The organism is Alteromonas oceanisediminis (assembly GCF_018474025.1).
In the GTDB taxonomy this organism is placed as follows: domain Bacteria; phylum Pseudomonadota; class Gammaproteobacteria; order Enterobacterales; family Alteromonadaceae; genus Alteromonas_E; species Alteromonas_E oceanisediminis.
Genome location: NZ_JAHCTA010000006.1, coordinates 229,856 through 253,970 on the forward strand (window position 1 = coordinate 229,856; position 24,115 = coordinate 253,970).

Consider the following 24,115-nt stretch of genomic DNA (forward strand, 5'->3'; position numbering starts at 1 on the left):
CACACCTCGTCGCTAGCGTAAAGAAATTGTCATGTTCGGGCCGCTGGGAATATCGTCTTCAACCCAGCGCGATGTAATGGTTTTTGTTTCAGTATAAAAACGAATCGCCTGTTTCCCATAAGCATGTAAATCACCGTAGAAGGAGTTTTTCCAGCCAGTGAACGAGAAGAACGGTAACGGCACGGGAATAGGGATATTAATCCCCACCTGACCCACTTCAACATTGCTCTGGTATTTGCGAGCAGCAGCACCGCTGTTGGTAAAGATAGACGTTCCGTTTCCATAAGGGTTAGCGTTTACAATTTCTAGCGCTTGTTCCAATGTATCAACACACATACAGCACAGTACCGGCCCAAATATCTCTTCCTGATAGATGCGCATATCCGCTTTTACGTTCGAAAACACGGTCGGCCCTACCCAGTTGCCATCTTCGCTACCTTCCACAGTCACATCACTGCCATCGACCAAACAAGTAGCGCCTTGTTCTTTACCCGATGCAATCAGTTCGAGCACTCGCGCTTTTGCCTGAGGGCTGATCAACGGGCCGAAACCAGCGTCTTTGTCATCCCAGAGCCCCGGCTTAACTTCACCGATGCGCTGCGCTAGCTCGTCGATCCACTCACTGCTATCTCCTACAAAAACAGCCACAGAAATCGCCATGCATCGCTGCCCAGCAGCACCCACTGATGCCCCAACCATGTTGTTTAGCACATGTTCTTTGTTGGCATCAGGCATAATGACCGTATGATTTTTTGCGCCTGCAAAACACTGTGCACGCTTCATGTTAGACGTTGCCGTTTTGTAAATGTATTGCCCCACCGGCACCGAACCAACAAATGAAACCGCTTTTACGGTTGGATGATTCAGTAAAATATCCACTTGCTCCTTGCCGCCGTGAACCACATTCAACACGCCTTTTGGTGCACCTGCCTCAATGAACAACTCGGCCAAACGCATGGGCGTCAACGGGTCTTGCTCAGAGGGCTTAAGCACAAACGTGTTTCCGCAGGCAATCGCCAATGGGAACATCCATAGTGGGATCATAGCGGGAAAATTGAACGGGGTTATGCCTACACACACGCCAAGCGGCTGGGTATAGGAGTACGTATCAATATTGCGTGCGACATTTTCGACTGTTTCACCCATCATGAGTGAGGGCACGTTCATAGCTTGTTCTACCACCTCGATACCGCGCCATACATCCCCCTTGGCGTCGTCAAAGGTTTTACCCGTTTCGCCTGCCAGAATGGTTGCCAGTTCATCATGGTGTTCTTTGAGTAAATGCTGATAACGCATCATTACCCGCGCGCGCTCTGGCGTGGCAACCTTTTTCCATGTCTCAAATGCTGCTTGAGCCGCAGCAATCGCTGCTTCTACTTCTGAATCGAGTGCTTTAGGTGCGCGCGCGATTTCCTGATTATTGGCAGGATTAGTCACGGAAATATACTGCTCGGATTTTGACCCAACGAAGTTGCCGTCAATGAGTAAGGGTACAGTCTGCATAAAATGCCTTTTGTGTTGATGCCGATTTATAGTCGCTAACCTTACAATTAACTTCCCTTTACGTAAACGTTAACCCATTGTGAAACTGAGTGGACCGAGCAGTCACTTGTAAAAATTTTGTGACGCTCTGCCGCCTGTTTATCTTTTGTACTATACAACGTCGACCGCTCAATATCTCATTCCTCCTTCCTCGCTGAAGAGCGTTCAGCAGAGGCTAGGTTCAGAGTCAGTTATCAAAATAGATAACCTCGACGCAAAGTTTATGTGACGAAAATTTATGCAGTTGTTATGCTGTTATTAAGTGCTCATTTGGCTTGGAAGCGTGCCAAAACAATGACCGTAAAAACTCGCCTTGCCATCGTTGAAGATAATGCCAGTGCACGTATTCACTTGCGCAGCCACCTATTGGCATTGGGGAATCTAGACATCTTTAGCTTCAGCAATGGTCAGGAGCTGAAATCTGCATTGCGCACGCAGTCAATGGATATTGTGGTATTTGACTTTCACCTTGGGCAACACAAGAATGGTGTCGAGTGGGTTCAATCCTTACAGAAAGCCGGTTTGCTCAAGCCTTCAACCGGTGTGATTTTCGTGACGTCTGATCAGACGCCACAGACCATTGGTCAAATCATTGATTTACAACCCGATTTTCTCATCATCAAGCCATACACGATCCGCACTATCAAGCAGATAATGCAGCAGTATTTGTCCATCCGTCGACTGACTCTGGGTATTTTAGAACGCATTGATAAAGGTGAGTTAGCGGAGGCGCTGCGAGAGCTTGATGATTTAATTGCCAATCCCAAATACGTCAAACAACAGGTTCATTTATTAAAACTGTCTGGCAAATTGTTACTCCAAAACCAACAGTACGACAAAGCGCTCGCCTTATATCAATCGGTGTTAAAGCGTTCAGATCGTGTCATCTGGGCACGTTGGGGATTGGTAAAAAGTTTGTTCATGCGTGGCGACTGGCAACGATGCCAGCAACAAATCAGTCATTTACTGGATATTCAGTTAACGCAAAACAAAGCGTATGAATGGTTAGCGTGCATTGAGTTTGAACAACACAATTACGCGCAGGCTGAGCGTTGGCTGGACAACATCAAACTCAGCGAATTAACGCTTCAGGCGGTGCGCCTAAAATCAATGACCTATGAAATGCTAGAACGCATTGATGATGCCATTGCGTTATTGGAAAAAAAGCGCCAAACCGCCTTGAGCGTGCGAGAGCATCGGGAAGAGCTTACCTTCGAGCTTGCTGATTATCATATTAAAAATGCGGCAGCGGTGAATTTGGAACAACGCAAAGAAGATTTGTACAAAGCCCGATGTTTGATTGGTAATGCCGGCCGCAGTACGGGTGACCGGCAAATCCATCAACGTCGGGACTACATGCTCAGTTTAGCCAACCTGTTGGAAGGAGAAACCGAGCGGGCAAAGCGTTTACTTGAAAATGACTGGATGCACAATTTTTCCCGCAGTGAAGTCAATACGATGTTAATTGCAGCGCAGGTATGGCAAGGCGTTGGTGATGCGGAACGTGCGCAGTTAATTCTGCAGGAATGTGAGTCGAAAATCGCGGGGTTAGGTGATCAGGTCGAGCAATCAATCCTGCAAACACTGCTTATTAGCAATGAGAAACAGCTTAATAATGCCGACGATTTAGCCATGCAATACAATCAGCGCGGAAATGATGCATTTATCGCTGGGCGACATCACGAGGCACTGGCCTGTTTCTATAAAGCTTATCGATTGGCTGCGTCTATACCCGCGTTTGCCATCAATTTATTGCAATGTATGGTAAAACATGGGCTCTCAAGCTACCGCGGAACCTATACATTGTCGCTGGTCGAAGACCTTCAAGAGTATCCTCTGTCACAATCTAACCGGCAGCGTCTCAACGAAATCAAACGGCAGATAGCCAGCGCCCCCACGGCCTTCACACCCAAGCCGGACGACACCGGCTTGCCTGATGTGGGAGCTGAAGAGAGTGACAAAGGCAATGCAGATTTACTCCCTTCTGCGCTGCACTGACACAAATCTATTCGTCACAAAAGCGTCGTAACAGACTGGATGTGTCGTTGCGACCGCCGCCTAGTTGCTGCACATCAGCGTAAAACTGATCGACTAACGCGGTTAATGGCAGACTAACGCCTCGATGCCGCGCCTCATTAAGCGCAATGCCAAGATCCTTACGCATCCAATCAACGGCAAAGCCAAAATCATACTCACCAGACAACATCGTTTTAGCGCGATTATCCATTTGCCAAGATTGTGCGGCGCCTTGCGAAATTGCTGCCACGACGGCTTCACAATCAACGCCCACTTTCTGTCCGAACTGGAGTGCTTCGGCTAAGCCCTGAATGACCCCGGCGATGCAAATTTGATTCATCATTTTGGCTTGCTGGCCCGAGCCTACGCTGCCAATATGCTGAACGCACTTAGCGTAGTGCTTTAACACCGGTTCGATGATCGCAAATGTGGCAGCATCGCCGCCGACCATGACAGTCAGTGCGCCGTTCTCAGCACCCGCTTGCCCACCGGAAACCGGCGCATCAAGAAAACCAGTACCGTGCTCTAAACACGCCTCAGCGAGTTCATTGGCTAGCTCAGCAGAAGCGGTGGTGTGATCAACCACAATCGCCCCCTCCTTCAAGCCCGCCAGTATACCTTCATCACCATACATCACTGACCGAACATCATCGTCGTTCCCGACGCAAATGAATACCACATCGGCGTCGGTGGCTGCCTCTTTTGGAGTCGCGTGAGCGCTACCGGGATACTGACTCTCCCACCGCTTAGCTTTCGCTTCAGTTCGATTAAAAACATTCACGCTAAGCCCTGCGTGCGCAAGATGACCCGCCATGGGGAACCCCATTACGCCCAGACCAATAAATGCGACTTTTTTCACTGACATGTTTGCCTCTTTTGATTCAATCGCCTGATCATGCTCACAACACTTGCGAGCATGATATCGGCGGTGTAGCGTAGTGGTTTGAAGAATAATAAAAGGTTAGCACAATGTCTCAAACAATTTACGACTATGAAATGCCATTGAACAATGGCGAACTAAAATCTCTGAGTGATTATAAAGGCAACGTTTTGCTGGTGGTCAACACCGCCAGCAAGTGTGGTTTTACCCCTCAGTACGGAGGGCTGCAAGCGCTTTACGACGAGTTTAAAGATGATGGTTTTGAGGTATTAGGCTTTCCGTGTGATCAATTTGGCCATCAGGAACCTGGCGAAGACAGTGAGATCAAGCAATTTTGCAGTCTCAACTTCAATGTCAGCTTTCCGTTGTTTAAAAAAATAAAGGTCAACGGTGACAATGCGGCACCGCTATTCAATACGCTTAAACAAGCAGCTCCCGGTTTACTCGGAAGTACGCGGATCAAATGGAACTTCACCAAGTTTTTAATCAACCGTGATGGTCGGGTCGTTGGGCGTTTTGCTCCTACGACAAAACCGGAAGCGCTGAAAAGTGAAGTGAAGAAGCTGCTGTCAGCCTGACCACAAGGTGCCGTGATGCCAACAGACACTTACCGCGTTGCAGTGTTTAGCCATAAACCTTACGACAAAGAGGCTCTTGCAACAGCGGCAAGCCTGCATACCACTGGTCCTGTGCGGCTTGACATCAATTATCTTGAGCCCAGGCTATGTTCTGACACGGTAGCACTCGCCGCCGACTATGATTGTGTTTGCCTCTTTGTGAATGATGAGGTTAACGCATCGACAGCGCGAGCCCTGAGTCAATACGGTGTGTCGCACATTGCGCTGCGTTGTGCGGGCTACAACAACATCGATGTGTCAGCGTGCCACCTTGCGGGTATCAGCATTAGCCACGTGCCAGCTTATGCACCGGAAGCCGTCGCCGAGCACGCCATGGCACTTATTCTGACGCTCAACCGGAAGATGCACAAAGCCTACAATCGCGTTAAAGAGGGCAATTTTGAGCTGCAAGGGCTGCTCGGATTTACCCTGTTTGGCAAAACAATTGGCGTGATCGGTACGGGTAAAATCGGTAAAGCATTTATCAAGATTGCGCGTGGATTTGGTTGCTCCATTCTATGCTACGACCCTGCCCCCGACCAGGATATTACCGACAGCGAGGTTCGCTATGCTCCGCTTAACGTGGTGTTGTCGGGCAGCGATATAGTCAGTTTACACTGCCCGTTGACGCCGCAGACCGCACACATAATCAATCACGATGCGATACAGCGCATGAAGCAGGGTGTCATGTTGATCAACACATCACGTGGCGGGCTTGTTGATACCAATGCGCTGGTGAGTGGGCTGAAGACAGGACATCTTGGTTATGTCGGATTGGATGTTTATGAAATGGAATCAGATCTTTTCTTTCGCGATCGTTCCTGTGAGGTCATTCAAGACGATACATTCCAACGGTTATCAACCTTTCACAATGTGCTGATAACAGGCCATCAAGGCTTTTTTACTCAGGAAGCCGTAAGTGAGATTGCTCAGATAACGATTAAAAACATGTACGCGGCAGCCAACGGCCATCCAAACTCGCGCTTTCTTTAAAGCGTTTGTCAATACCACCAATGATCAGGACTCCGGTGCCTTAGCAATGATGTGAAAATAACGTCCTAGCCATTTATACGGTTCGATAGCACCCAAGCGCTTCTCCAGCGCGAACAGCTCATCATACTTTTCGACCTGATGCGTTCTATCTCTTAAATAGTCATGAAAACAGCGCACGCCAGCGCTCGCGTATACGCTCAACCCCGCTTCGCTGACCCACTGCAGAACCTCTTGGGGTCGCTGCGGATTCTGCGGATTAAGCTTAACTTGTCGCTTTACCTTGAGTCCGCGTTCAATGTAATCGAAGTTTCCGTACACCGCATTGCTGAATAGCGCGGCATCGGCATTGAAAAAACTCAGACTCAGTAAGCCCCCTGGTCGAATCAATTGCGCCAGAGAATGGACAATTTTTCTGGGTTGATGCGTCCATTCTAATACCGCATGACATATCACCAGCGCTGCGCGTTCATTTGCGTCAAGCAAGCTATTGAGATCGCCTTGGTGGAACCGAACGCGCGGACTGTCTGTGAGTTTCGCACGCGCCAATCTCAATACATCCTCAGAGATATCATTCAGCAATACGTTATGCCCTGCACGTAGCATCACCTGAGCCATTTCTCCGGTTCCACCACCCACATCAATCACATCCAATACAGTTTGCTCTGGTAACCATGGACGCAATTGATACTGAAGCAACTCGTGCCGTAGCCGGCCTTTGCTGGTGCCGTAGATATTTCGCTCAAACTTATCAGCTAACCCATCAAAGCTGCGATCCCGACCCGTCAGGTTATTCGGATCAATCATGCTGGATTAGGAATATCAACGAATTCGACCTGAACGTCATAGTGCGCAGCAAGATGCTCGCCTAGCGCCTTGGCGCCATAACGCTCAGTGGCATGATGACCGGCCGCAAAGAAGTGGATCCCCATCTCGCGCGCCGTATGGATAGTTTGCTCAGACACTTCGCCGCTGATAAAGGCATCAATGCCCTGCTCTGCTGCGGCATCAATATAGCCTTGTCCACCGCCAGTGCACCACGCGACCGTGTTAATAATGCCCTCGGGCTCGCCTTCGCTCAGCACACGTGTATCTAAAGAATCTGTCAACTGCTGATGCAAATCGGCATGTGTCAATGGCTGGCTAAAACGCCCCCGCATCGCAACACTGAATGGGTTTGCTGGTTCGAGACCAACGCCGACGTCGATACTTAATCGCTTAGCTAACTGGGCATTATTGCCCACCACAGGGTGCACATCGAGTGGCAAATGATAGGCCAACAAATTGATGTCGTGGCTCAACAATGCTTTCAGACGCTGGCGCTTCATTCCGCGCACACATTGCTCTTCGCCTTTCCAAAAGTACCCGTGATGGACCAGTATAGCGTCTGCGCCACGCTTAATGGCTTCGTCGATTAACGCCTGCGACGCGGTGACACCCGTCACAATACGATTGATTGATTCACGACCTTCAACCTGAAGTCCATTCGGACAGTAATCCTTAATTTTGTTCACATTGAGATAGTCCGCTAGGTATTGAACTATCGCTTTTTGCGTTGTAGCCATGTTAAAACCTTGTAAATTAGACTTTGCTTCAAAAAATCGGTATAAATTTATTCGCGTATTGCATACCCATAGTGTAACGCATACGCAGAGATGCTTAATACCAGAAATATCATACTGTGAAAGCAAGCACAGTCGCTGAGCATCTGATTCTTACTGAAAACAATGATAAGGAAAACGATCCGTTATGGCGTCGCTAGATAAAGAACAGGTTATTGAAAAATTTACCCTTGCCTATACCAAAGCTAACGGCAAGGCCCCTTCGATTGAAGCAAAAGGTGGTTGGTATAGCGTTGATGGCGGGAAAAACATCCGTTTGGCCCAACTTGACGAATTAGCTGATGAACTGGCTGGTACAAATCAGGCAACCAGCAAGAAGTCAACGGCTAAGCCAGCATCCAAGCCTGCGGCAAAGAAATCCAAAAAGCCGGCCTCCTCAAAAGGAAACTTCTCTGTGAAGGCATTTTGGAACGAGCAGATTAAAGATCAAAACAGCGGCTCGATACTACCGCGTTAATCCAACGTGGCCTGCATAGTTTATTGGCCCTACCCGATGTGAAGCGCCTAGCGCTTCCTTAATGGCCTCTGGGATTGGCACTGCAGACGCTGTTTTCTCACTCATCACCACATAAGTGACTGAGGCAGTGGCAATCTCGCGTACACTCGGGTTAGCCGACTCGTAATGGGTAATGTTGCAGTTGAGGGTGAAAGACGTGGTACCAATGCGCTCGCACGTCATCTCTAACAGCAATACCTGATCAAATGTAGCGGCATTTTTCCAATTGATGGTTAAATTAACCACTTGCGTCATCAAGCCCGCGTTTTGTAGGCTATCGTAGCCGTTACACAAAAAACGCAGATATTCCGTACTGGCAATATCGACATAGTCCGCATACCGCGCGTTAAACACCACATTTTGTGGATCGCACTCACCAAATCGAACCCGCAGTAGCGTATCAACCTGCATATGGTGCCCGCCAATACATCACCACGTTAAATCATCGGGAATATCAAAGTCAGCGTACCAATCATCCTGATCGTCATCAGTCACACTATCTTTGTCTTGCTGCGACGCAATATACACCACGACTTCTGGGCGACGCTGAAGGATTTTCTCGGCAACCTGCATGGGAACCAACTCGTACTCACCGTTGTCATCAACCACGGCAAGCTTTCCGGCAAGCGCACCTTTATGCAGCGCCTGTGTAACGTAAAGTCGCTTGATTTTATTGTCATGCGTGAAGTTAAACACAATATCGCCGTTGCGGCGCGACTGCTTATTCATATCGATAAGCTGTTTAACCTGAGCGTTGATCGCACGGGCTTCTTTCTGAGCCTGTTGCTCCTGATTGAGCTGACGATCACGCTGTTTTTTAGCCTGCAAAGCTTCCTCAGCAGCACGTTTCGCTTCTGCTGACTGAGGCTGTTTTGCTTTTTGCTGTTTACGCTTCTCAGCGCGCGCTTTCTTGGCAGCACTTTTATTCGCAACACCGGCTTTTAGCAATTGTTCTTGTAATGACGGCGCCATAAACTAGGACTTCTTCTTACGTTTATCATCGGCAGACCACTTGCCTTTATCATACCAAGCAGACCAACCTGTGGCTTTACCGTTTTCATCTTCAGACATGACATACTGCTGCTTGGTTTTCCGGCTATAACGAACCAGTGTGGCGTTCCCATCGGGGTCTTTTGCCGGAGCATCGGCCAAATAATAGAACTTGGGCGAAATACGATCACGAAAACGGGCTAATTCAGAGACTAATGGTGCGCGTGTTTCCCGCGATTTCGGAAAATTGTGCGCCGCCATAAAAATACCCGATGCACCATCGCGTAATACAAAGTGCGCGTCTGAGTTTGCACACGGTAGCTCCGGTAAATCGACCGGATCTTCTTTAGGCGGGGCTGGCTCGCCGCTGCGCAATAATTTTCGGGTGTTTTTACAATCTTCTGCAGTGCACCCGAAATACTTTCCAAATCGGCCGTTTTTCAGCTCCATATCTGAACCACATTTATCACACTCAATGATCGGGCCGTCGTAGCCCTTCAGTTTAAACGTGCCTGATTCGATATAGGTACCAGGGCACGTTGGCGTGTTACCACAAACATGTAGTTTACGCGTTTCATCGACCAGATAGCTGTCCATCGCGGTACCACAAATGTCGCAACGACGTTTGGAGCGCAGCGCTTCGGTTTCCAACTCTTCTTCATCTTCAACCTTAACAACTTCATCACCCGGCGTCAGATTCATGGTCTTCGTGCAACGTTCTTTGGGTGGTAGATTGTACCCAGAACACCCTAAGAAAACCCCCGTACTGGCAGTGCGAATATTCATCTCACGCCCGCAGGTTGTGCATTCAATGCCAGCAGGAACTGCCTGATTTGGGCGCATTCCTCCCTCTTCGGCGTCGCGCTCTGCTTGCAGCAATTTCTGATAAAAATCCGCGTAGAATTCGTCGAGAACTGTTTTCCAGTTTTTCTCGCCCTGCGCGATTTCATCCAATTGTTGTTCCATGTTGGCTGTAAAATCATAGCCAATCAGATCGTCAAAATTCTCCATCAAACGATCATTAACAATTTCACCCATTTTTTCAGCGTAAAAGCGCTTATTGTCTAGTCGCACATAACCGCGATCCTGTATGGTAGAAATGATACTCGCATAAGTTGACGGGCGCCCGATACCGCGTTTTTCAAGTTCTTTAACCAATGAAGCTTCATTGAATCGTGCAACTGGCTTAGTGAAATGCTGTTTTGGATCGAGTTTGTTGAGCGTTAACTTATCGCCCACTTTGACGTCTGGCAAGCTGAGGTCTTCCTCACCTTTTTTACGCAACTGTGATTGAACCCGCGTCCACCCATCAAACTTCAACACACGGCCTTTTGCGGTGAGTTCAAAATCGTCCGCTTTAACCCGAATGGTTGTTGCATCATATTTAGCGGGCGGCATCTGGCAGGCCACAAACTGACGCCAAATCAACTCATACAAACGTTGTGCATCACGTTCCATATCCGTAAGCGACGCTGCTTTAACATTCACATTTGAAGGACGTATCGCTTCGTGAGCTTCCTGCGCCCCCTCTTTACTGCCATAACTAAGCGGTGAGTCGGGTACATACTTGGCACCAAATTCGTTCTGAATAAAGTCGCGGCAAGCGCCCACTGCCTCTTGGCTAAGATTGGTTGAATCGGTTCGCATATAGGTGATGTGCCCAGCCTCATAAAGGCGTTGTGCCATCATCATGGTTTTCTTAACCCCAAACCCTAACCGTGTACTGGCAGCCTGTTGCAGCGTTGACGTAATAAATGGCGCTGACGGCCGACTGGAGGTCGGCTTTGATTCACGTTGCAACACTTCGTAATCTGCCGCGGTCAATGCCGCTACAGCGGCATCGGTCTGTGACTTGTTCTTCGGTTTAAACGCCTTGTCTGCTTGTTTGGCGACCAACATGCGCAGTGGCGTATCGCCTTTGGCGGTCAGATCGGCATGCACGTCCCAAAACTCTTCCGGTACGAACGCTTTGATCTCGCGCTCACGCTCTACCACCAGCCTTACCGCTACCGATTGAACACGCCCCGCAGAGAGGCCCCGTGCAATCTTCTTCCACAGCAGTGGCGACACCATAAAGCCAACGACACGATCCAAGAAGCGTCTGGCCTGCTGTGCATTAACACGAGCAAGGTTAACCTCTGAGGGCTGCTGGAATGCTTCCTGTATCGCGTTTTTGGTAATCTCGTTGAAGACAACGCGCTTATAATGTTTGCCTTTGTCGCCTAACAATTCTTGTAAATGCCAGGCGATAGCCTCCCCTTCTCTATCCAAATCCGTTGCGAGATAAATGGTGTCGGCGTTCTTGGCTAGCTTTTTTAGCTCCGTGACAACCTTTTCTTTACCCTGTAGTACCTGATAATGAGCATGCCAGTTATCTTCAGGGTCAACACCCATGCGATCGACTAACTTCAGGTATTCGTGTTTTCTAAGGTATTCCTGCTGTTTTTTCTCGGGAAGCTTTTTCAGCTCCTTGGCGGGCATTTTGGGTTCTACATTACCTAATGCTTTTGTCGGGAGGTCGCGAACATGGCCAACACTTGATTTAACAATAAAATCTTTACCTAAATATTTATTTATTGTTTTTGCCTTGGCTGGCGACTCCACAATGACCAGTGATTTCGTCATGAAATTTAATTAAACCTTTGATTTAAATGAGGTTTACACAGCGTTGAATGAAAAACCAACAAACGCTATATGAATAAAGCTTTTTTAACATATATCGGCAAAGTGAATAGAAAACAAGTTCTTATTAATAGATAACCGTTATTGGCTATTTAACCACCACTCAAACTGGTCGCTTTTTAACCAGTGCGATTGGCAGCGATCCTTAAATGCGTATAATGCCTCGCATTAGGAACACATCGGCACAGGAAATCCTTTATATGCAGCACTTTGAAGTTAACTTTGATGGCCTCGTCGGCCCCACCCATAATTACGCGGGTCTATCCTATGGTAACGTCGCCTCGCTGAACAATGCAAACGCAAGTAGTAATCCAAAGCAAGCGGCGAAGCAAGGCCTTCAAAAAATGAAAGCATTGGCCGATCTGGGCATGGTGCAAGGTGTGCTAGCACCTCAGGAACGTCCAGACGTTTATGCGCTGCGCAGATTAGGGTTTACCGGCAGTGATGCTCGGGTGCTGAAAGATGCGTTTGAACAAGCGCCGCACATTTTCTTAGCCTGTTGCTCAGCCTCAAGTATGTGGACCGCCAATGCAGCGACCGTTTCGCCGAGCGCAGACACGCAGGACGGAAGAGTGCATTTCACCCCTGCCAATCTCACTAACAAATACCACCGTTCGCTTGAGCCAACGGTAACCGGCAATATTTTGAAAGCTATCTTTGCCAATGAGAAATACTTCGCGCATCACCTGCATTTACCCGACAACGAGCACTTTGGTGATGAGGGTGCGGCGAACCATACCCGCTTATGCAGTGAGTATGGGCACGCAGGCCTAGAGCTTTTCGTGTATGGCCGGCACGCCTTTGACAGCAGTAAACCTGCCCCGAAAAAATTCCCCGCCAGACATACTTTTGAAGCGTGTCAGGCTGTCACCCGACTGCACGGTTTAAGCGAAGAAAGCGTCGTGTACATCCAGCAAAACCCCGACGTCATTGATCAGGGTGTGTTTCATAATGATGTTATTGCGGTAGGCAATCAGAATGTGTTGTTTTTCCATGAGCAAGCCTTCACCAATACGCAGCAAACATTGGATGAGATTAAACGTAAATTTGGCGACAGTCCTTTGCATTTAATTCAAGTGAATACCGCTGACGTCAGTGTGGCCGATGCCGTGAAAACCTATTTATTTAACACCCAGATCATCACGTTACCGAGTGGCGATATGGCGATAGTAGCGCCAACGGAATGCCAGGAAAACGACGCTGTGGCAAGCTATCTTAACCGTTTGGTCAGCCAGGGAACGCCGATCAAGGAAGTTAAGTATTTTGACGTGAAGCAAAGCATGCAAAACGGCGGCGGTCCGGCGTGTCTGCGACTGCGGGTTGCGATGAATGATCAGGAACTGGATGCAGTCAATCAATCCGCATTGATTAACGATGCACAATTTGAGCGCCTCAATCGTTGGGTCGATAAACACTACCGCGACACATTAAGCGTGCAGGATCTGTGCGATCCTCAGTTGCTGATTGAGTCACGTACCGCGTTGGATGAGCTGACACAAATCATGAAGCTCGGCTCGGTCTATCCCTTTCAACAATAATAAAAAGGCCTGAGCCCGTCGCCGGGGTCAGGCCTTAATCTCTGCGATATACGTTAGAGCGTATCGCTACAGCTGGTTGATACACCATAAGGACTATCCGGTGGCGGCGAGGCTTCATCTTGCAGGTCATCAGCAGCAACCACTAAGCGCCAATACATATTTTCACTCGACTCACTGCCGGCTGACTCACCGGATGCCTCTATCAACACCTCTGTCCAGAAGCCAAATTGACGTGCGTAGCGCACAAACGCCATGGCCTGTCCATTTTCGTCCGTTGCCGCAGATTCAGTAATTGACACCACATTGCCCGGCGTCAGCATGCCATCACCATTCGTGTCCACATCTTCAGGGTCAAGAATGCCATTACCGTTAACATCTTCGTTAGGGCAGATTGCGTTGACAACAGGTACCCAAATACCTGGATCATCTACCCAGCGCCATGTTCCCTTCCGGTACACACCATCGTTTGCTGTTGGATTAGGCGGCGCGCGGAAGGTTAATGCGGTATTCGCAATAGGATTGCTATCAGGGTCAGTCACGAAAGCTGAGAACTCTTTGGTGTAGGTTGAGTCGTCGTCGTTTCGGATCAGGTTACCTGTACCAATGGAGATATCAAACGGACGATCTCCCACCGTAAGTTCTGTACTGGAGAATACACTGGGTGTGTCATCCACCGTCGCGGTAACGATAACCATCTCGGACCCAGACACCGCATTGGACTCATACACCGTGGTTGCGATGCCGCGTCGATCCGTACGCCCTTGAGGGCTGGTCAGATTGCCATTACTGACATCATCCACATTAAAGTTGATTAACTTATTGCGTACCAAATTACCCACCGGATCGCGAACCACTGCTGAAATTGTCGCCGTTTGACCATCCGGGCCAATCGCATCGGGGGTCGCGTTCACGTAAATTGCATTAGCTTGCGTTGCGATAAACGCCACTTTGAGTCTCGCCGATACCTGACGGTTCTGCGCATCTGTTCCGGTTGCAATGATATCGGCTTGCCCGGCACTGGTGCTGCGGATGGTAACATCTGCCTGACCATTCGCATCCGTGGACGTATCAGTGGACGCACTCACTATGGTTCCACGTGAGGTGGCGAAATCGATATTTCCTCCGGCAAATGGCACGCTATCGATTAACCAACGAACCGTCAGGGTAAAGTCTGAGTTAAGTGGAATGTCATCATTAACGTCGCTAATGTCAGGTGGGTTAACAAAGGTAAACTGGTCTTGCTGCACCGCGATATCAAACGTTTCCTGCGCGTTCAGCGCCGATGCAACAACAGTGTAGGTGCCGCTGGTCGAGCTACTAAATTGCAGCGTGGCGCCTCCACCCACATCAGTCAGCACAGACGTGGTGCTCAACACATCAGCGGTGACATCGGTACCCGCACTATTAAATGCACTTACCGTAACCGTTTGAGCATTGATACCCTGATTATCCGAATCTTCTAAACGGATGGTAACGTCAACCGTATCATCAATAATGACCGAGCTTGCACTGTTGACGGTAATTTCAGTGCCGACAACCGCAACGTCGACCGTTTCCTGCAAAAATACGCCATCCGTAATTTCTGCGGTGGCGATAATCGTACGATTCTGTCGATTCCCGCCAGTTCGCAGAGTCGCCCGAGCAACACCATCCACATCGGTCACCGGTTGACTGCGCATGACGGCAGCACCTGCATTGGCAGAAAAATCAACGGTAACCCCTTCCAGTAGTACATTGCGATCGTTTTTAACAATCGCGGTCAATTCGATTTCATCTGAACCACTTGAGGAGAGTTGCGGAGAATCTGCGAAAAGTTGTAGGCTGGCAGGCAAGTCCTGCTCAACCACAGTGCCGCTGGAGGTGAAGCCTGCTTGCGCAGTTAGGTCACCCAAGGAGGCTACAACCACGCCACCGCCTGAGTCATCGCCTACCGTAATGCCTATCGATGCAACCCCATCACTGCCGGTCACGGCAGTGCCGCTGTCATTATTGAATGCTGCAAGCCCCTCTGGCGTGAATGAGAAGTTGATTAACTCGCCTTCTACGGCATTACCATCTTGATCAGTGACTGATGCACGCGCCGTTAATGAAGACTCAGCACTTAGATCACTGGCGGGTTGGCCGTTGGCGTCAACCAAGCTGACACTCAAGCTCAATACCGTGGTCGGCGGTGGGTTTGGCGTACCGCCGCCACCGTTACTGCCGTCGGTAATTCCACCACCGCCGCCGCACGCACTGACTAGAAACAGAGTGCAAATGAATAAAAAAGATCTAACAACCGATGGCAACATATCGTTCATTCCGTTTTCCCCGCTGTGATAAGCATCAAAATACCACAGTTTGGTGTGTTAAAAGGTTCAGGTTAACAAGCAAACTTGCTAGGCTATCCGCTACAACAACAATAACACTCGGATATTGCATGTCTGACGATTCTACTAAATATAGCCTAACCGCACGCATTTTTATCGGCATGATTGCCGGGATCGTGACGGGAAGTCTGCTTCAATTACTGTTTGATGATAACGGAGATTTCACCTTTAGCCTATTTGGGTTGAGCGTATCCACGTATACGATTCTAGTAGACGGTATATTTTCGACCTTGGGTACTATCTTTATAGCCAGTTTGAAAATGCTGGTTGTGCCGTTGGTTTTTGTGTCGCTGGTGTGTGGTACCAGCAGCTTGAGTGAACCCAGCAAACTGGGGCGACTTGGTGGAAAATCGATCGGTATGTACATACTTACCACGAGTATTGCAGTGAGCTTAGCCATGTTCATGGCGTTACTAATCACGCCAGGGTCCGGGGTTGAAAGACCCACTGATGCAGTATTTGACGCAAAGGAAGCCCCGCCGTTATCAGAAGTCTTTATCAATATGTTTCCGTCCAACCCAATCAATTCGATGGCAGAAGGCAATATGTTGCAAATCATCGTGTTTGCGGTGCTATTTGGTATCGCCATGGCGATGACGGGTGACGCGGGAAAGCGGATCGCCAATTTCTTTGAAGATATCAACACGGTGATCATGAAGTTGGTGACCATCATTATGAATCTGGCTCCGTATGGGGTATTCGTACTGATGGCAAAATTGTTCTCCACCGTCGGTGCCGATATGTTGCAAAGCCTGGCATCCTATTTCTTCTTAGTCTTCTTTGTCCTCATCGGTCATGCGGTGATTACGTATCCTACGTTGTTGAAATTGTTTACGGGGCTCAATCCGTTAGTATTGTTTCGCAAAATGCGTGACGCAGCCCTGTTTGCGTTTAGCACATCCAGCAGTAGCGCAACCTTACCTGTTACGCTAGAAACAGCGCGATTCAAGCTTGGGGTCAAACCCAGTGTTTCCTCGTTTACTATTCCTCTAGGTGCCACCATCAATATGGACGGTACTGCCATTATGCAGGGCGTTGCTACCGTGTTCATTGCTCAGGTGTACGGCGTCGATCTCAGTACGACGGATCTTCTGATGGTCGTGCTTACCGCAACGCTAGCGTCAATTGGTACTGCTGGCGTACCCGGTGTCGGATTAATCATGCTGGCGATGGTGTTGCAGCAGGTTAACTTACCGGTTGAAGGCATTGTTTTGATTATTGGGGTTGACCGTTTGCTAGATATGACTCGCACTGTCGTCAATATAACCGGCGATTGTACGGTGGCCTGTATCGTTGCTCACAGCGAGAAGGAACTTGACTACGAGGTGTACAATGATCCGGATGCAGGTGCTAAAAAAGAGTCAGTTGATTTTAAAGATTTCAAACACAATGAACCATAAAGCTCTGGTACAGTACTGAATAGCCCACACAGAGGCCGCTGACTTTGTCGCGGCCTTTTTTATACCCCTGTTAAATCTACCAGCAGGTCTATCGCTGTGTTTCGGATTGGGTACATTTTATCACGTTGAAATAGTTAACCTGAATTTGGGATAAGTATCGCTGTCCAGCAGCGCCCTAGACCTCGATATTCTGCGTTTCTCGAGCTCGAAAGAACCCGTTATTCCTTCACGTGAGTACCTTGATCTCGAGGTTTCGGCCACCACTGGATAGCGTCAATCAAAATATGCAATAAATTCATAGGATTGCAGATATTTTTATCCCAAATTCAGGTTAGTTGGATTTATCCTAAAAACAGCCTTTGTCACACCACGGTGAAGATGCTTTGCGACAGTTTCACCACCAATTTTGTGGGATATACACCCTCACGTAGCGATAACCGCCTGTAAAATAGTGAGTTTACAATGTGGCATGCTTTATGGAATAGCGGTAGTAAGACGGAAGTCTACGCAGCCATCAAGCCTGATGGCAGAATAAAAATTTGCGAGGAATTGACCATGAACTCATTAAAAAGAAATAGCATGATACTGACCACAGCCGTTTGTTTTGCCTGCGCTTTATCCTCATCACCTGCCTTCGCAGAAGATGACTTATTCACAAGTTTAGACACTAACGCCGACGGCGTTATCTCGAAAACTGAGGCAAAAGCTCATTCTACCTTAAGTGAAATGTTCGACATGGTGGACACGAACGCTGATGGCTTTATCAGTGAATCTGAATTTGCCAGCTCAGGTTTACCCTACTAAGACCTGTTAAGCGTTAGTGACTTAACGCTTCGGCGGGTTGTATCTTGGCGGCTTTTGCCGCCGGATACAATGTCGCCCACACACACAAGACCAGCGCAACTGACACGGTCACGACCACATCCAGCCATTCAAGTTGAGAGGGGAGAAAGTCCACAAAATAAATATCGCCGGAGAGCAACGAAACGCCCAGTGTCTGTTCAAGCGCACGGATCCAGTCAGACAAATTCAGCGCCAATATCACACCCAACAGAGAACCGGCGAAAATTCCCAACACACCATTAAACAAGCCCTGTAAAACAAATACGACCTTAATCGCGCGATTATTCATCCCCATGGTTTTCAATATCGCCACTGCGCTACGCTTCTCTTCAACGGTCATTACCAACCCGGAGATAATGTTAAAGCAGGCCACAGCGATCACTAGAATGAGCGCGATGTAAATGATCACGCGAACCAACTGAATATCCTGATACAGGTGACCTTGTGTGCGTGTCCAATCTGACATAAACACCGCTTGCTGAAATGAATAACCAATTTCACGCATCACTGCACGGGCATTAAATGGCTCAACCAGTTCAAAACGCAACCCCTGAGCACCGTGGTCAATTGATAATTCATCCGCAACTAACGACAGTGGTACGAATCCCAGCTGATTGTCTAATTCACCGCCAATCGACACCTGACCCACCACATTCAACCAGACACTCTGAGGCGCTTTAAAAGACAAGTCATCGGTAATTGAAGGGATGAGTAGCTGAACTTTATCCCCCTGTTGCAACGACAACTGCTGCATAATTCCCTTGCCGAGTATCAACGCTCGAGGATCCCGAGAGAATTGAGCAATGGTGGTATCGTCCAAGTAATCAAATAGCCTGTTTTGAGCAGCATATTGTGGGTCAAGCGCAGTCAGTTCGATCGCTTTCATCTTGTCTGCTTGTTGTAGCATCCCCGTTAAGGTGGCGTAGGGTTGAACGGACTTCACTGACGCTAGCTCACTTAACTGCGTTGCTTCCACCTGCCAATTCTCAATACCGTCTGGCGAGACGGCGTATAGTTCACCATGAGGGATCAACGCTAACAACCGCTGTTCCAGCTCACGCTCAAATCCATTCATTACCGACAGCAGCAAGATCAGAACACAACAACCCAGACCAATTCCGAAGGTTGAAGACAACGAAATAAATGACACATAACCTTGTGACTGTTTACTTTTTCGAAAACGCAGCGCAATGGTGAGTGGTAATGAACTAAAAATCATGGCGTTATGGCGCCTCTTTCAAAAAGCCATCGCTTAACGTCATGATGCGATCAAATTGCTGCGCCATTTGTGTGTCATGCGTCACAACGATGAACGCGGTATTCAATGAGTCACGTAATTCAGATAATAGCGTAGCGATCGACTCACCCGTGGATTTGTCTAAATTGCCGGTTGGTTCATCGGCCAGAACCAACTTCGGCTCGTTGATCACCGCTCGTGCAATAGCCACACGTTGCCGCTCTCCCCCGGATAATTCACTGGGTTTATGATGTTGGCGGTGTGACAGATTCACTCTGTCAAGCATAGTGGCGGCTTGTTGCAACGCTGTAGTCGGCTTTAAGCCTGCTATCAAAAGGGGCATGGCGACATTTTCTACCGCGGAAAACTCAGGTAGCAAGTGATGAAATTGATAGACAAAGCCCAAATGCTTATTTCGAAACGCGGCCTGTTTTGCATCTGCCAATGAGAAAAGTGCTTCTCCATCAATCAAAACGTCGCCCTCGCTGGGTCTATCCAGCGCGCCCAAAATATGCAGAAGTGTGGATTTTCCCGAGCCGCTACTGCCTAAAATGGCAACCTGCTCCCCGTGATGGATTGAAAAGCTAACCTTGTTGAGTACGTTGACCGTGGATTTACCGTCCTGAAAACGCTTGCTAACTGAGCGGCACTGCAACAGTGATGACATAAGATACCGGAACAAACTGATTTGCTAAATGATACCGCAATTGACGCGCAGTAAGCAGCTTAAACACGAAAAAATAACGGTGCTTTTTAGGGTCTGCCCTAGCGTAAGATCAATAGAAAATTGCAAATGAATGGCGGAGTGGACGGGACTCGAACCCGCGACCCCCGGCGTGACAGGCCGGTATTCTAACCAACTGAACTACCACTCCGCACAGGGGATTCAAATAATGGCGGAGCGGACGGGACTCGAACCCGCGACCCCCGGCGTGACAGGCCGGTATTCTAACCAACTGAACTACCGCTCCACATTTATCAACAAAAACAATAAGTTATTCAACATGCTAGATGTGCTTCCCTCATTGCGGCGCAGATGATACGGGTTAGGCACAAACGAGTCAACGGTTTTTTGGTGCAAACTCTGCCCAAAGCGCTCGATTGCTGCTATTTCCAGCGATCCACGTCACCAACGTTTACTTTTTAAACGGCAATCTTGATATCAATCGCGCAAAGACCCCTTTTTTCTGTGCATCCTCAAGGCTGTTTAGCTCGAGATTATTCGGGCTCAATCCGCTTGCCGTTTTTTGGCGTTTAAGCAGCACCACCACGCCAGCCACGATGATACCTACGCCTATAATCGAGCCATTCACTACCACTATCCAAAACAGCAGGTCTGGCGATTCATCGGCATTTGCACTGGGCTGCTTCATCACTGTCTGAGCATCTGCATTCATTGAGTGCGTAGGGCCTTGTGCACGCTGAGTCATTCCATCAGTGCTTTCGCTTGATGTACCGTCGTCGACGCCTGTTGCAACGGGTTCAGGTTCGGGTTCAGTGGTGGCAAAAGTATATTCAGGCACGTCTAAAATAAAGTCCCGACCGTCAACCGTTTTGCCATAGGCCGTCACTTTGACCCGAAAAACCCCGTATTCGTAGTTAACCACAAGGTGCTCTCGTGTGTCAGCTGAGAGTTCAGTTAACGAGAAGTTTTGAATATCACCGTTTGGAAAGCGAACTTTGCCGTCGATCAGGAGAGATGACATATCGACCAGTTCGCGTTCTGCGTCAATCAACAATTTATGATACCCCTCCCCACCACCGTCTTTTTCAACATCAATACGGATAGGGTTGGGATGAAGGATCAGCGGTTCACCGACTTGTTCTCGCGTAAACATTGGCGTTGTCACGCGGAACAGTGGACGCCACTCCCCCGCTGCGATAGCGAGATTAAACTGCCCCGTAAATGTGCCGTCCAATGGCGCTTCATCCATGCCCAAACCATTGTCTTCAAAGGTAGCAACGATTTCGCTGCTTGCCCCGAAGTTGTCAAAGTTTGGATTATTACTGCTGGCCAGTTCGATAGACAGTGTCACTACGTCACGAAATTGACTGTAGTTGATCGGCTCTTCGCCGTTGGTCAGATAGGCTGTTTGCTTAAGGATCTCACCTGAAAAAATCATTGACGGTAAGGGTTCAGCGTGCAATACGATATCGGACAGCACCATCACACGACTATTCGGCAGAATTTGTCCGACCGCCTGCCACGGCCCGGGCGTAGGATTCTTGATATTGATCATATCGTAGGTGTTCGAGTCATACCAAAAGATGTCTTGTTCATCCGCCTGCGATTGAAATATCTTTGAGCCGTCCGGTCTAACCAAAACCACAGGGGCTGAACCAAATTCACGGAAAAACACCAAGGTGATTTCATCAACCTTGTAGTCGATGCGAAAGCGATTTTGCAATAACTTAATACTGTTGTGATATTCCCCGCCCAATTCAGTCAAAGGGCTGGGTCGACTCTCAGCGACATCCTCATTTTGCTGAGCACCGAGTCGCAGAGGCAATACTGCAATGCACAAGTACAACAGGCACAATGAGTAACCTTGTCTAAGCATGTTCAAGCGTGTTCTACCCTCAGTCCGCGGGTTGCGACCGCCATAAACAGCTGCCCCCCTCTTTTTCAACCACATTTAAGCGAGTTTCATGTTGTTCTAATTCATCGGCCGTTGCTCGAATAACCTTAAAGGTCAATGCACTGCGGTCAATGGCGCGCTTCTCATCTTCATCATACTGAGCACTGTCATTTGACTGCTTACCGGCTAAGTTGAGTTTGGTTTGACCACCGGTCATGATGAGGTAAACGTCGGCTAAAATTTCTGCATCCAACAAAGCGCCGTGCAGGGTTCGGTGGCCATTCTCTATGCCATAACGTTTGCACAATGCGTCAAGGTTATTTTTTTGACCTGGGTGCATTTTCCGCGCTAGTTGGAGTGTATCTAACACATCACAAATATCCGCGGTGCGAATATCGGTGACACTGGGTGTCATAGCAAACTCAAAATCCATGAACCCCACGTCAAACGGCGCGTTGTGAATAACCAGTTGGGCACCGCGAATAAAGGCGACAAAATCCTGTGCGATGTCTTCGAACAGTGGCTTATCACGCAAAAACTCGTTGGTGATGCCGTGCACGTCAATTGCTTCCTGTTCAATTTCACGCTGTGGATTAATGTAAACGTGAAAATGATTACCCGTTAGCTTTCGATCAAGTAGCTCAACACAACCGATTTCAATAATGCGATGCCCTTCTTTCGGATCGATACCGGTTGTTTCTGTATCTAAAATTATTTGTCGCATCGTATTCAACTCGTCATTTACTCTACATTTACGCTAGTATACCCGACCCTGAAAATGACTCCATGCAGAAGAGGCCGCAAAGGATGAAAAAAGTACAACTATTTACGGATGGATCATGTCTGGGCAATCCTGGCCCCGGCGGATACGGTGTGGTTTTGGTCTTTAATCAACACAGTAAAGAGCTCTCTCAGGGCTATACCCTGACCACCAATAATCGCATGGAATTGCTGGCCACCATCGTCGGTTTACAATCGTTGACACAGCGCTGTGACGTTGTGCTCACCACCGACAGCCAGTACGTAAAGAATGGCATCAATCAATGGATCCATAACTGGAAACGCAATGGTTGGCGCACCGCAGCCAAGCAACCTGTCAAAAACGCTGATTTATGGCAACGGCTGGATAAGGCTGTTCAAGCGCACAATGTCGACTGGCGTTGGGTTAAAGGTCATTCTGGCCATCCTGAAAACGAACGCTGCGACGCGTTAGCTCGTGCCGCTGCAGAATCGGCTAATCGTATCGACGATACCGGCTACGTTGCATAATGCCTTTACTTACCACGTCACCACCAGTTTCCCCATGCTGTCATTCGCCTCTAAGCGTCGATGAGTTTCCGCGATGCGCTCGACAGCGTAGATGGTGTCGAGATTGACGACGAGTTCGCCAGAATTAAAATCAGCATGAAACGCCTGCATGAATTGGGCTACGAGATCACGCTTATACGCTTTGCAACGATTGCGTAAAGTGGAACCCCGCAAGGTTGCCCGCTTGGATAGCAGCTTCGCCATATCCAGCGCATCGGCGTAGCGCCCCGCTAGCATGGCGAGATAAATAATGGTTCCGTCCGTGTTCAACACTGAGAGGTTTCGATTTAGGTAATCTCCGCCAACAAAATCAAGCACAACATCAGCGGCAAAATGATTACGCGTAAGTTCATCAGCAAAGTCATTTTGCCGATAATTGATTAGATGACTCGCCCCCATTGCCTCACACAGCGACAGCTTTTCCGCACTTGATGCGGTGACGGCGATTTCACATCCGCGCTTTTTTGCCAGTTGGATTGCGGCCAATCCAACGCCGCTGGCGCCAGCATGAATGAGTACTCGCTGCCCTTGGCGCAATTGACCCAAGCCGAAAAGGCTCTGATAAGCCGTTAGAAATACCTCCGGTAAACCTGCGGCTTGTTCAAATGACAGTGATGTGGGTATTGGCATTGCGTGTGCGGCGTCCATGATGGCGAACTCCGCGTACCCGCCTCCATCAACAAGCCCGCACACCGGATCGCCGATGTTCCAGTCACTCACCTCAGCGCCAACCGCATCAATCACGCCAGATACTTCAAGACCTAACACGTGACTGTGCCCGGGCGGCGCCGGGTATTTGCCCTGTCGTTGCAACGTGTCTGCCCGATTAATCCCGAACGCACGAACGTTGACTCGCAGTTCATTCTTATCAGGTACAGGCATTTCGCACGCTTGCAAGAAAAGACTTGAATCACGCAAGGTCGTTTGGTCAGTCGGATCGAAATCTATGTAGCGCATAATCATTCCCTCCCGTGCAGATAGTTGAGAGCGCGGCACAGAAGGTTAC

General features: G+C 48.7%; 21 protein-coding genes and 2 tRNA genes. 8 read left to right on the forward strand and 15 right to left on the reverse strand.

All coding sequences use genetic code 11. The features are described 5' to 3' along the window. Positions 1-12: 12 nt before the first annotated feature. The gene (locus tag KIU71_RS12325) at positions 13-1,503 is read right to left on the reverse strand and encodes a CoA-acylating methylmalonate-semialdehyde dehydrogenase (RefSeq protein WP_214131584.1); all 1,491 of its coding nucleotides are present in this window, start codon (positions 1,501-1,503) and stop codon (positions 13-15) included. Between the two features lie 288 nt (positions 1,504-1,791). On the opposite strand from KIU71_RS12325, the gene KIU71_RS12330 reads away from it, so the two are divergent. Continuing rightward, positions 1,792-3,540: a response regulator gene (locus KIU71_RS12330; protein WP_214131585.1), complete on the forward strand. Its 1,749-nt coding sequence runs from the start codon at positions 1,792-1,794 to the stop codon at positions 3,538-3,540. A 7-nt stretch (positions 3,541-3,547) separates the two neighbouring features. Here the strand turns inward: KIU71_RS12330 and KIU71_RS12335 are convergent, their stop codons facing one another. Continuing rightward, on the reverse strand, positions 3,548-4,513 hold the full coding sequence (locus KIU71_RS12335; protein WP_315853292.1) for an NAD(P)-dependent oxidoreductase: 966 nt from the start codon (positions 4,511-4,513) through the stop codon (positions 3,548-3,550). Between the two features lie 14 nt (positions 4,514-4,527). On the opposite strand from KIU71_RS12335, the gene KIU71_RS12340 reads away from it, so the two are divergent. Both KIU71_RS12340 and KIU71_RS12345 read left to right on the forward strand, forming a co-directional pair. After that, positions 4,528-5,016: a glutathione peroxidase gene (locus tag KIU71_RS12340; RefSeq protein ID WP_214131587.1), complete on the forward strand. Its 489-nt coding sequence runs from the start codon at positions 4,528-4,530 to the stop codon at positions 5,014-5,016. Positions 5,017-5,031: 15 nt separating this feature from the next. Beyond that, entirely contained in the window at positions 5,032-6,048 is a 1,017-nt protein-coding gene (locus KIU71_RS12345) for a 2-hydroxyacid dehydrogenase (protein ID WP_214131588.1), read from the forward strand. Between the two features lie 24 nt (positions 6,049-6,072). Here KIU71_RS12345 and KIU71_RS12350 read toward each other — a convergent pair whose 3' ends face one another. Together KIU71_RS12350 and KIU71_RS12355 are read right to left on the reverse strand one after the other, a co-directional pair. Continuing rightward, positions 6,073-6,852 (reverse strand): methyltransferase domain-containing protein, encoded by a 780-nt coding sequence (locus tag KIU71_RS12350; RefSeq protein WP_214131589.1) that lies wholly within the window; start codon positions 6,850-6,852, stop codon positions 6,073-6,075. Next, a complete protein-coding gene (locus KIU71_RS12355; RefSeq protein ID WP_214131590.1) occupies positions 6,849-7,610 on the reverse strand; it encodes a Nif3-like dinuclear metal center hexameric protein in 762 nt (253 codons plus the stop codon). Before KIU71_RS12355 ends, KIU71_RS12350 begins: the two co-directional genes overlap by 4 nt. Before the next feature lie 184 nt (positions 7,611-7,794). Between KIU71_RS12355 and KIU71_RS12360 the strand changes: the two genes are divergently transcribed. Beyond that, positions 7,795-8,124 carry a hypothetical protein gene (locus KIU71_RS12360; RefSeq protein ID WP_214131591.1) on the forward strand — a complete coding sequence of 110 codons (330 nt, stop codon included), beginning with the start codon at positions 7,795-7,797 and terminating at the stop codon, positions 8,122-8,124. On the opposite strand, the gene KIU71_RS12365 is transcribed toward KIU71_RS12360, so the two are convergent. Genes KIU71_RS12365 through topA form a run of 3 tightly spaced genes read right to left on the reverse strand, consistent with a single transcriptional unit; the run spans position 8,113 to position 11,778 of the window. Further along, positions 8,113-8,574 (reverse strand): acyl-CoA thioesterase, encoded by a 462-nt coding sequence (locus tag KIU71_RS12365; RefSeq protein WP_214131592.1) that lies wholly within the window; start codon positions 8,572-8,574, stop codon positions 8,113-8,115. The genes KIU71_RS12360 and KIU71_RS12365 overlap by 12 nt on opposite strands. An 18-nt stretch (positions 8,575-8,592) precedes the next feature. Continuing rightward, positions 8,593-9,135: a DUF2058 domain-containing protein gene (locus tag KIU71_RS12370; RefSeq protein ID WP_214131593.1), complete on the reverse strand. Its 543-nt coding sequence runs from the start codon at positions 9,133-9,135 to the stop codon at positions 8,593-8,595. A gap of 3 nt (positions 9,136-9,138) precedes the next feature. After that, complete coding sequence (gene topA / locus KIU71_RS12375) at positions 9,139-11,778, reverse strand: type I DNA topoisomerase (protein WP_214131594.1); 2,640 nt, start codon at positions 11,776-11,778, stop codon at positions 9,139-9,141. A gap of 257 nt (positions 11,779-12,035) precedes the next feature. Between topA and astB the strand changes: the two genes are divergently transcribed. Continuing rightward, on the forward strand, positions 12,036-13,373 hold the full coding sequence (astB, locus tag KIU71_RS12380; RefSeq protein WP_214131595.1) for an N-succinylarginine dihydrolase: 1,338 nt from the start codon (positions 12,036-12,038) through the stop codon (positions 13,371-13,373). Positions 13,374-13,426: 53 nt separating this feature from the next. Here astB and KIU71_RS12385 read toward each other — a convergent pair whose 3' ends face one another. Further along, positions 13,427-15,673, reverse strand: a complete 2,247-nt coding sequence (locus KIU71_RS12385; RefSeq protein ID WP_250207475.1) for an Ig-like domain-containing protein — start codon at positions 15,671-15,673, stop codon at positions 13,427-13,429. 119 nt (positions 15,674-15,792) lie between these two features. On the opposite strand from KIU71_RS12385, the gene KIU71_RS12390 reads away from it, so the two are divergent. Together KIU71_RS12390 and KIU71_RS12395 are read left to right on the forward strand one after the other, a co-directional pair. Further along, entirely contained in the window at positions 15,793-17,142 is a 1,350-nt protein-coding gene (locus KIU71_RS12390; protein WP_214131596.1) for a dicarboxylate/amino acid:cation symporter, read from the forward strand. A 555-nt stretch (positions 17,143-17,697) separates the two neighbouring features. After that, complete coding sequence (locus KIU71_RS12395; RefSeq protein ID WP_315853290.1) at positions 17,698-17,946, forward strand: EF-hand domain-containing protein; 249 nt, start codon at positions 17,698-17,700, stop codon at positions 17,944-17,946. Between the two features lie 13 nt (positions 17,947-17,959). Here the strand turns inward: KIU71_RS12395 and KIU71_RS12400 are convergent, their stop codons facing one another. The 6 genes from KIU71_RS12400 to dnaQ form a co-directional block, all read right to left on the reverse strand. Continuing rightward, positions 17,960-19,204, reverse strand: coding sequence for a lipoprotein-releasing ABC transporter permease subunit (locus KIU71_RS12400; protein WP_214131597.1), 1,245 nt, complete (start codon positions 19,202-19,204; stop codon positions 17,960-17,962). Positions 19,205-19,208: 4 nt separating this feature from the next. Next, complete coding sequence (gene lolD / locus KIU71_RS12405) at positions 19,209-19,889, reverse strand: lipoprotein-releasing ABC transporter ATP-binding protein LolD (protein WP_214131598.1); 681 nt, start codon at positions 19,887-19,889, stop codon at positions 19,209-19,211. A gap of 131 nt (positions 19,890-20,020) precedes the next feature. Then, positions 20,021-20,097 (reverse strand) — tRNA-Asp (locus KIU71_RS12410). A 19-nt stretch (positions 20,098-20,116) separates the two neighbouring features. After that, positions 20,117-20,193, reverse strand: a tRNA-Asp gene (locus KIU71_RS12415). 165 nt (positions 20,194-20,358) lie between these two features. Then, entirely contained in the window at positions 20,359-21,783 is a 1,425-nt protein-coding gene (locus KIU71_RS12420) for a TIGR03503 family protein (RefSeq protein ID WP_214131599.1), read from the reverse strand. Between the two features lie 19 nt (positions 21,784-21,802). Next, positions 21,803-22,525, reverse strand: coding sequence for a DNA polymerase III subunit epsilon (gene dnaQ / locus KIU71_RS12425; protein WP_214131600.1), 723 nt, complete (start codon positions 22,523-22,525; stop codon positions 21,803-21,805). A gap of 83 nt (positions 22,526-22,608) precedes the next feature. On the opposite strand from dnaQ, the gene rnhA reads away from it, so the two are divergent. Beyond that, positions 22,609-23,070: a ribonuclease HI gene (gene rnhA / locus KIU71_RS12430; protein ID WP_214131601.1), complete on the forward strand. Its 462-nt coding sequence runs from the start codon at positions 22,609-22,611 to the stop codon at positions 23,068-23,070. Positions 23,071-23,079: 9 nt separating this feature from the next. Here the strand turns inward: rnhA and KIU71_RS12435 are convergent, their stop codons facing one another. Beyond that, a complete protein-coding gene (locus tag KIU71_RS12435; RefSeq protein WP_214131602.1) occupies positions 23,080-24,066 on the reverse strand; it encodes an NAD(P)H-quinone oxidoreductase in 987 nt (328 codons plus the stop codon). Positions 24,067-24,115 lie beyond the last annotated feature (49 nt).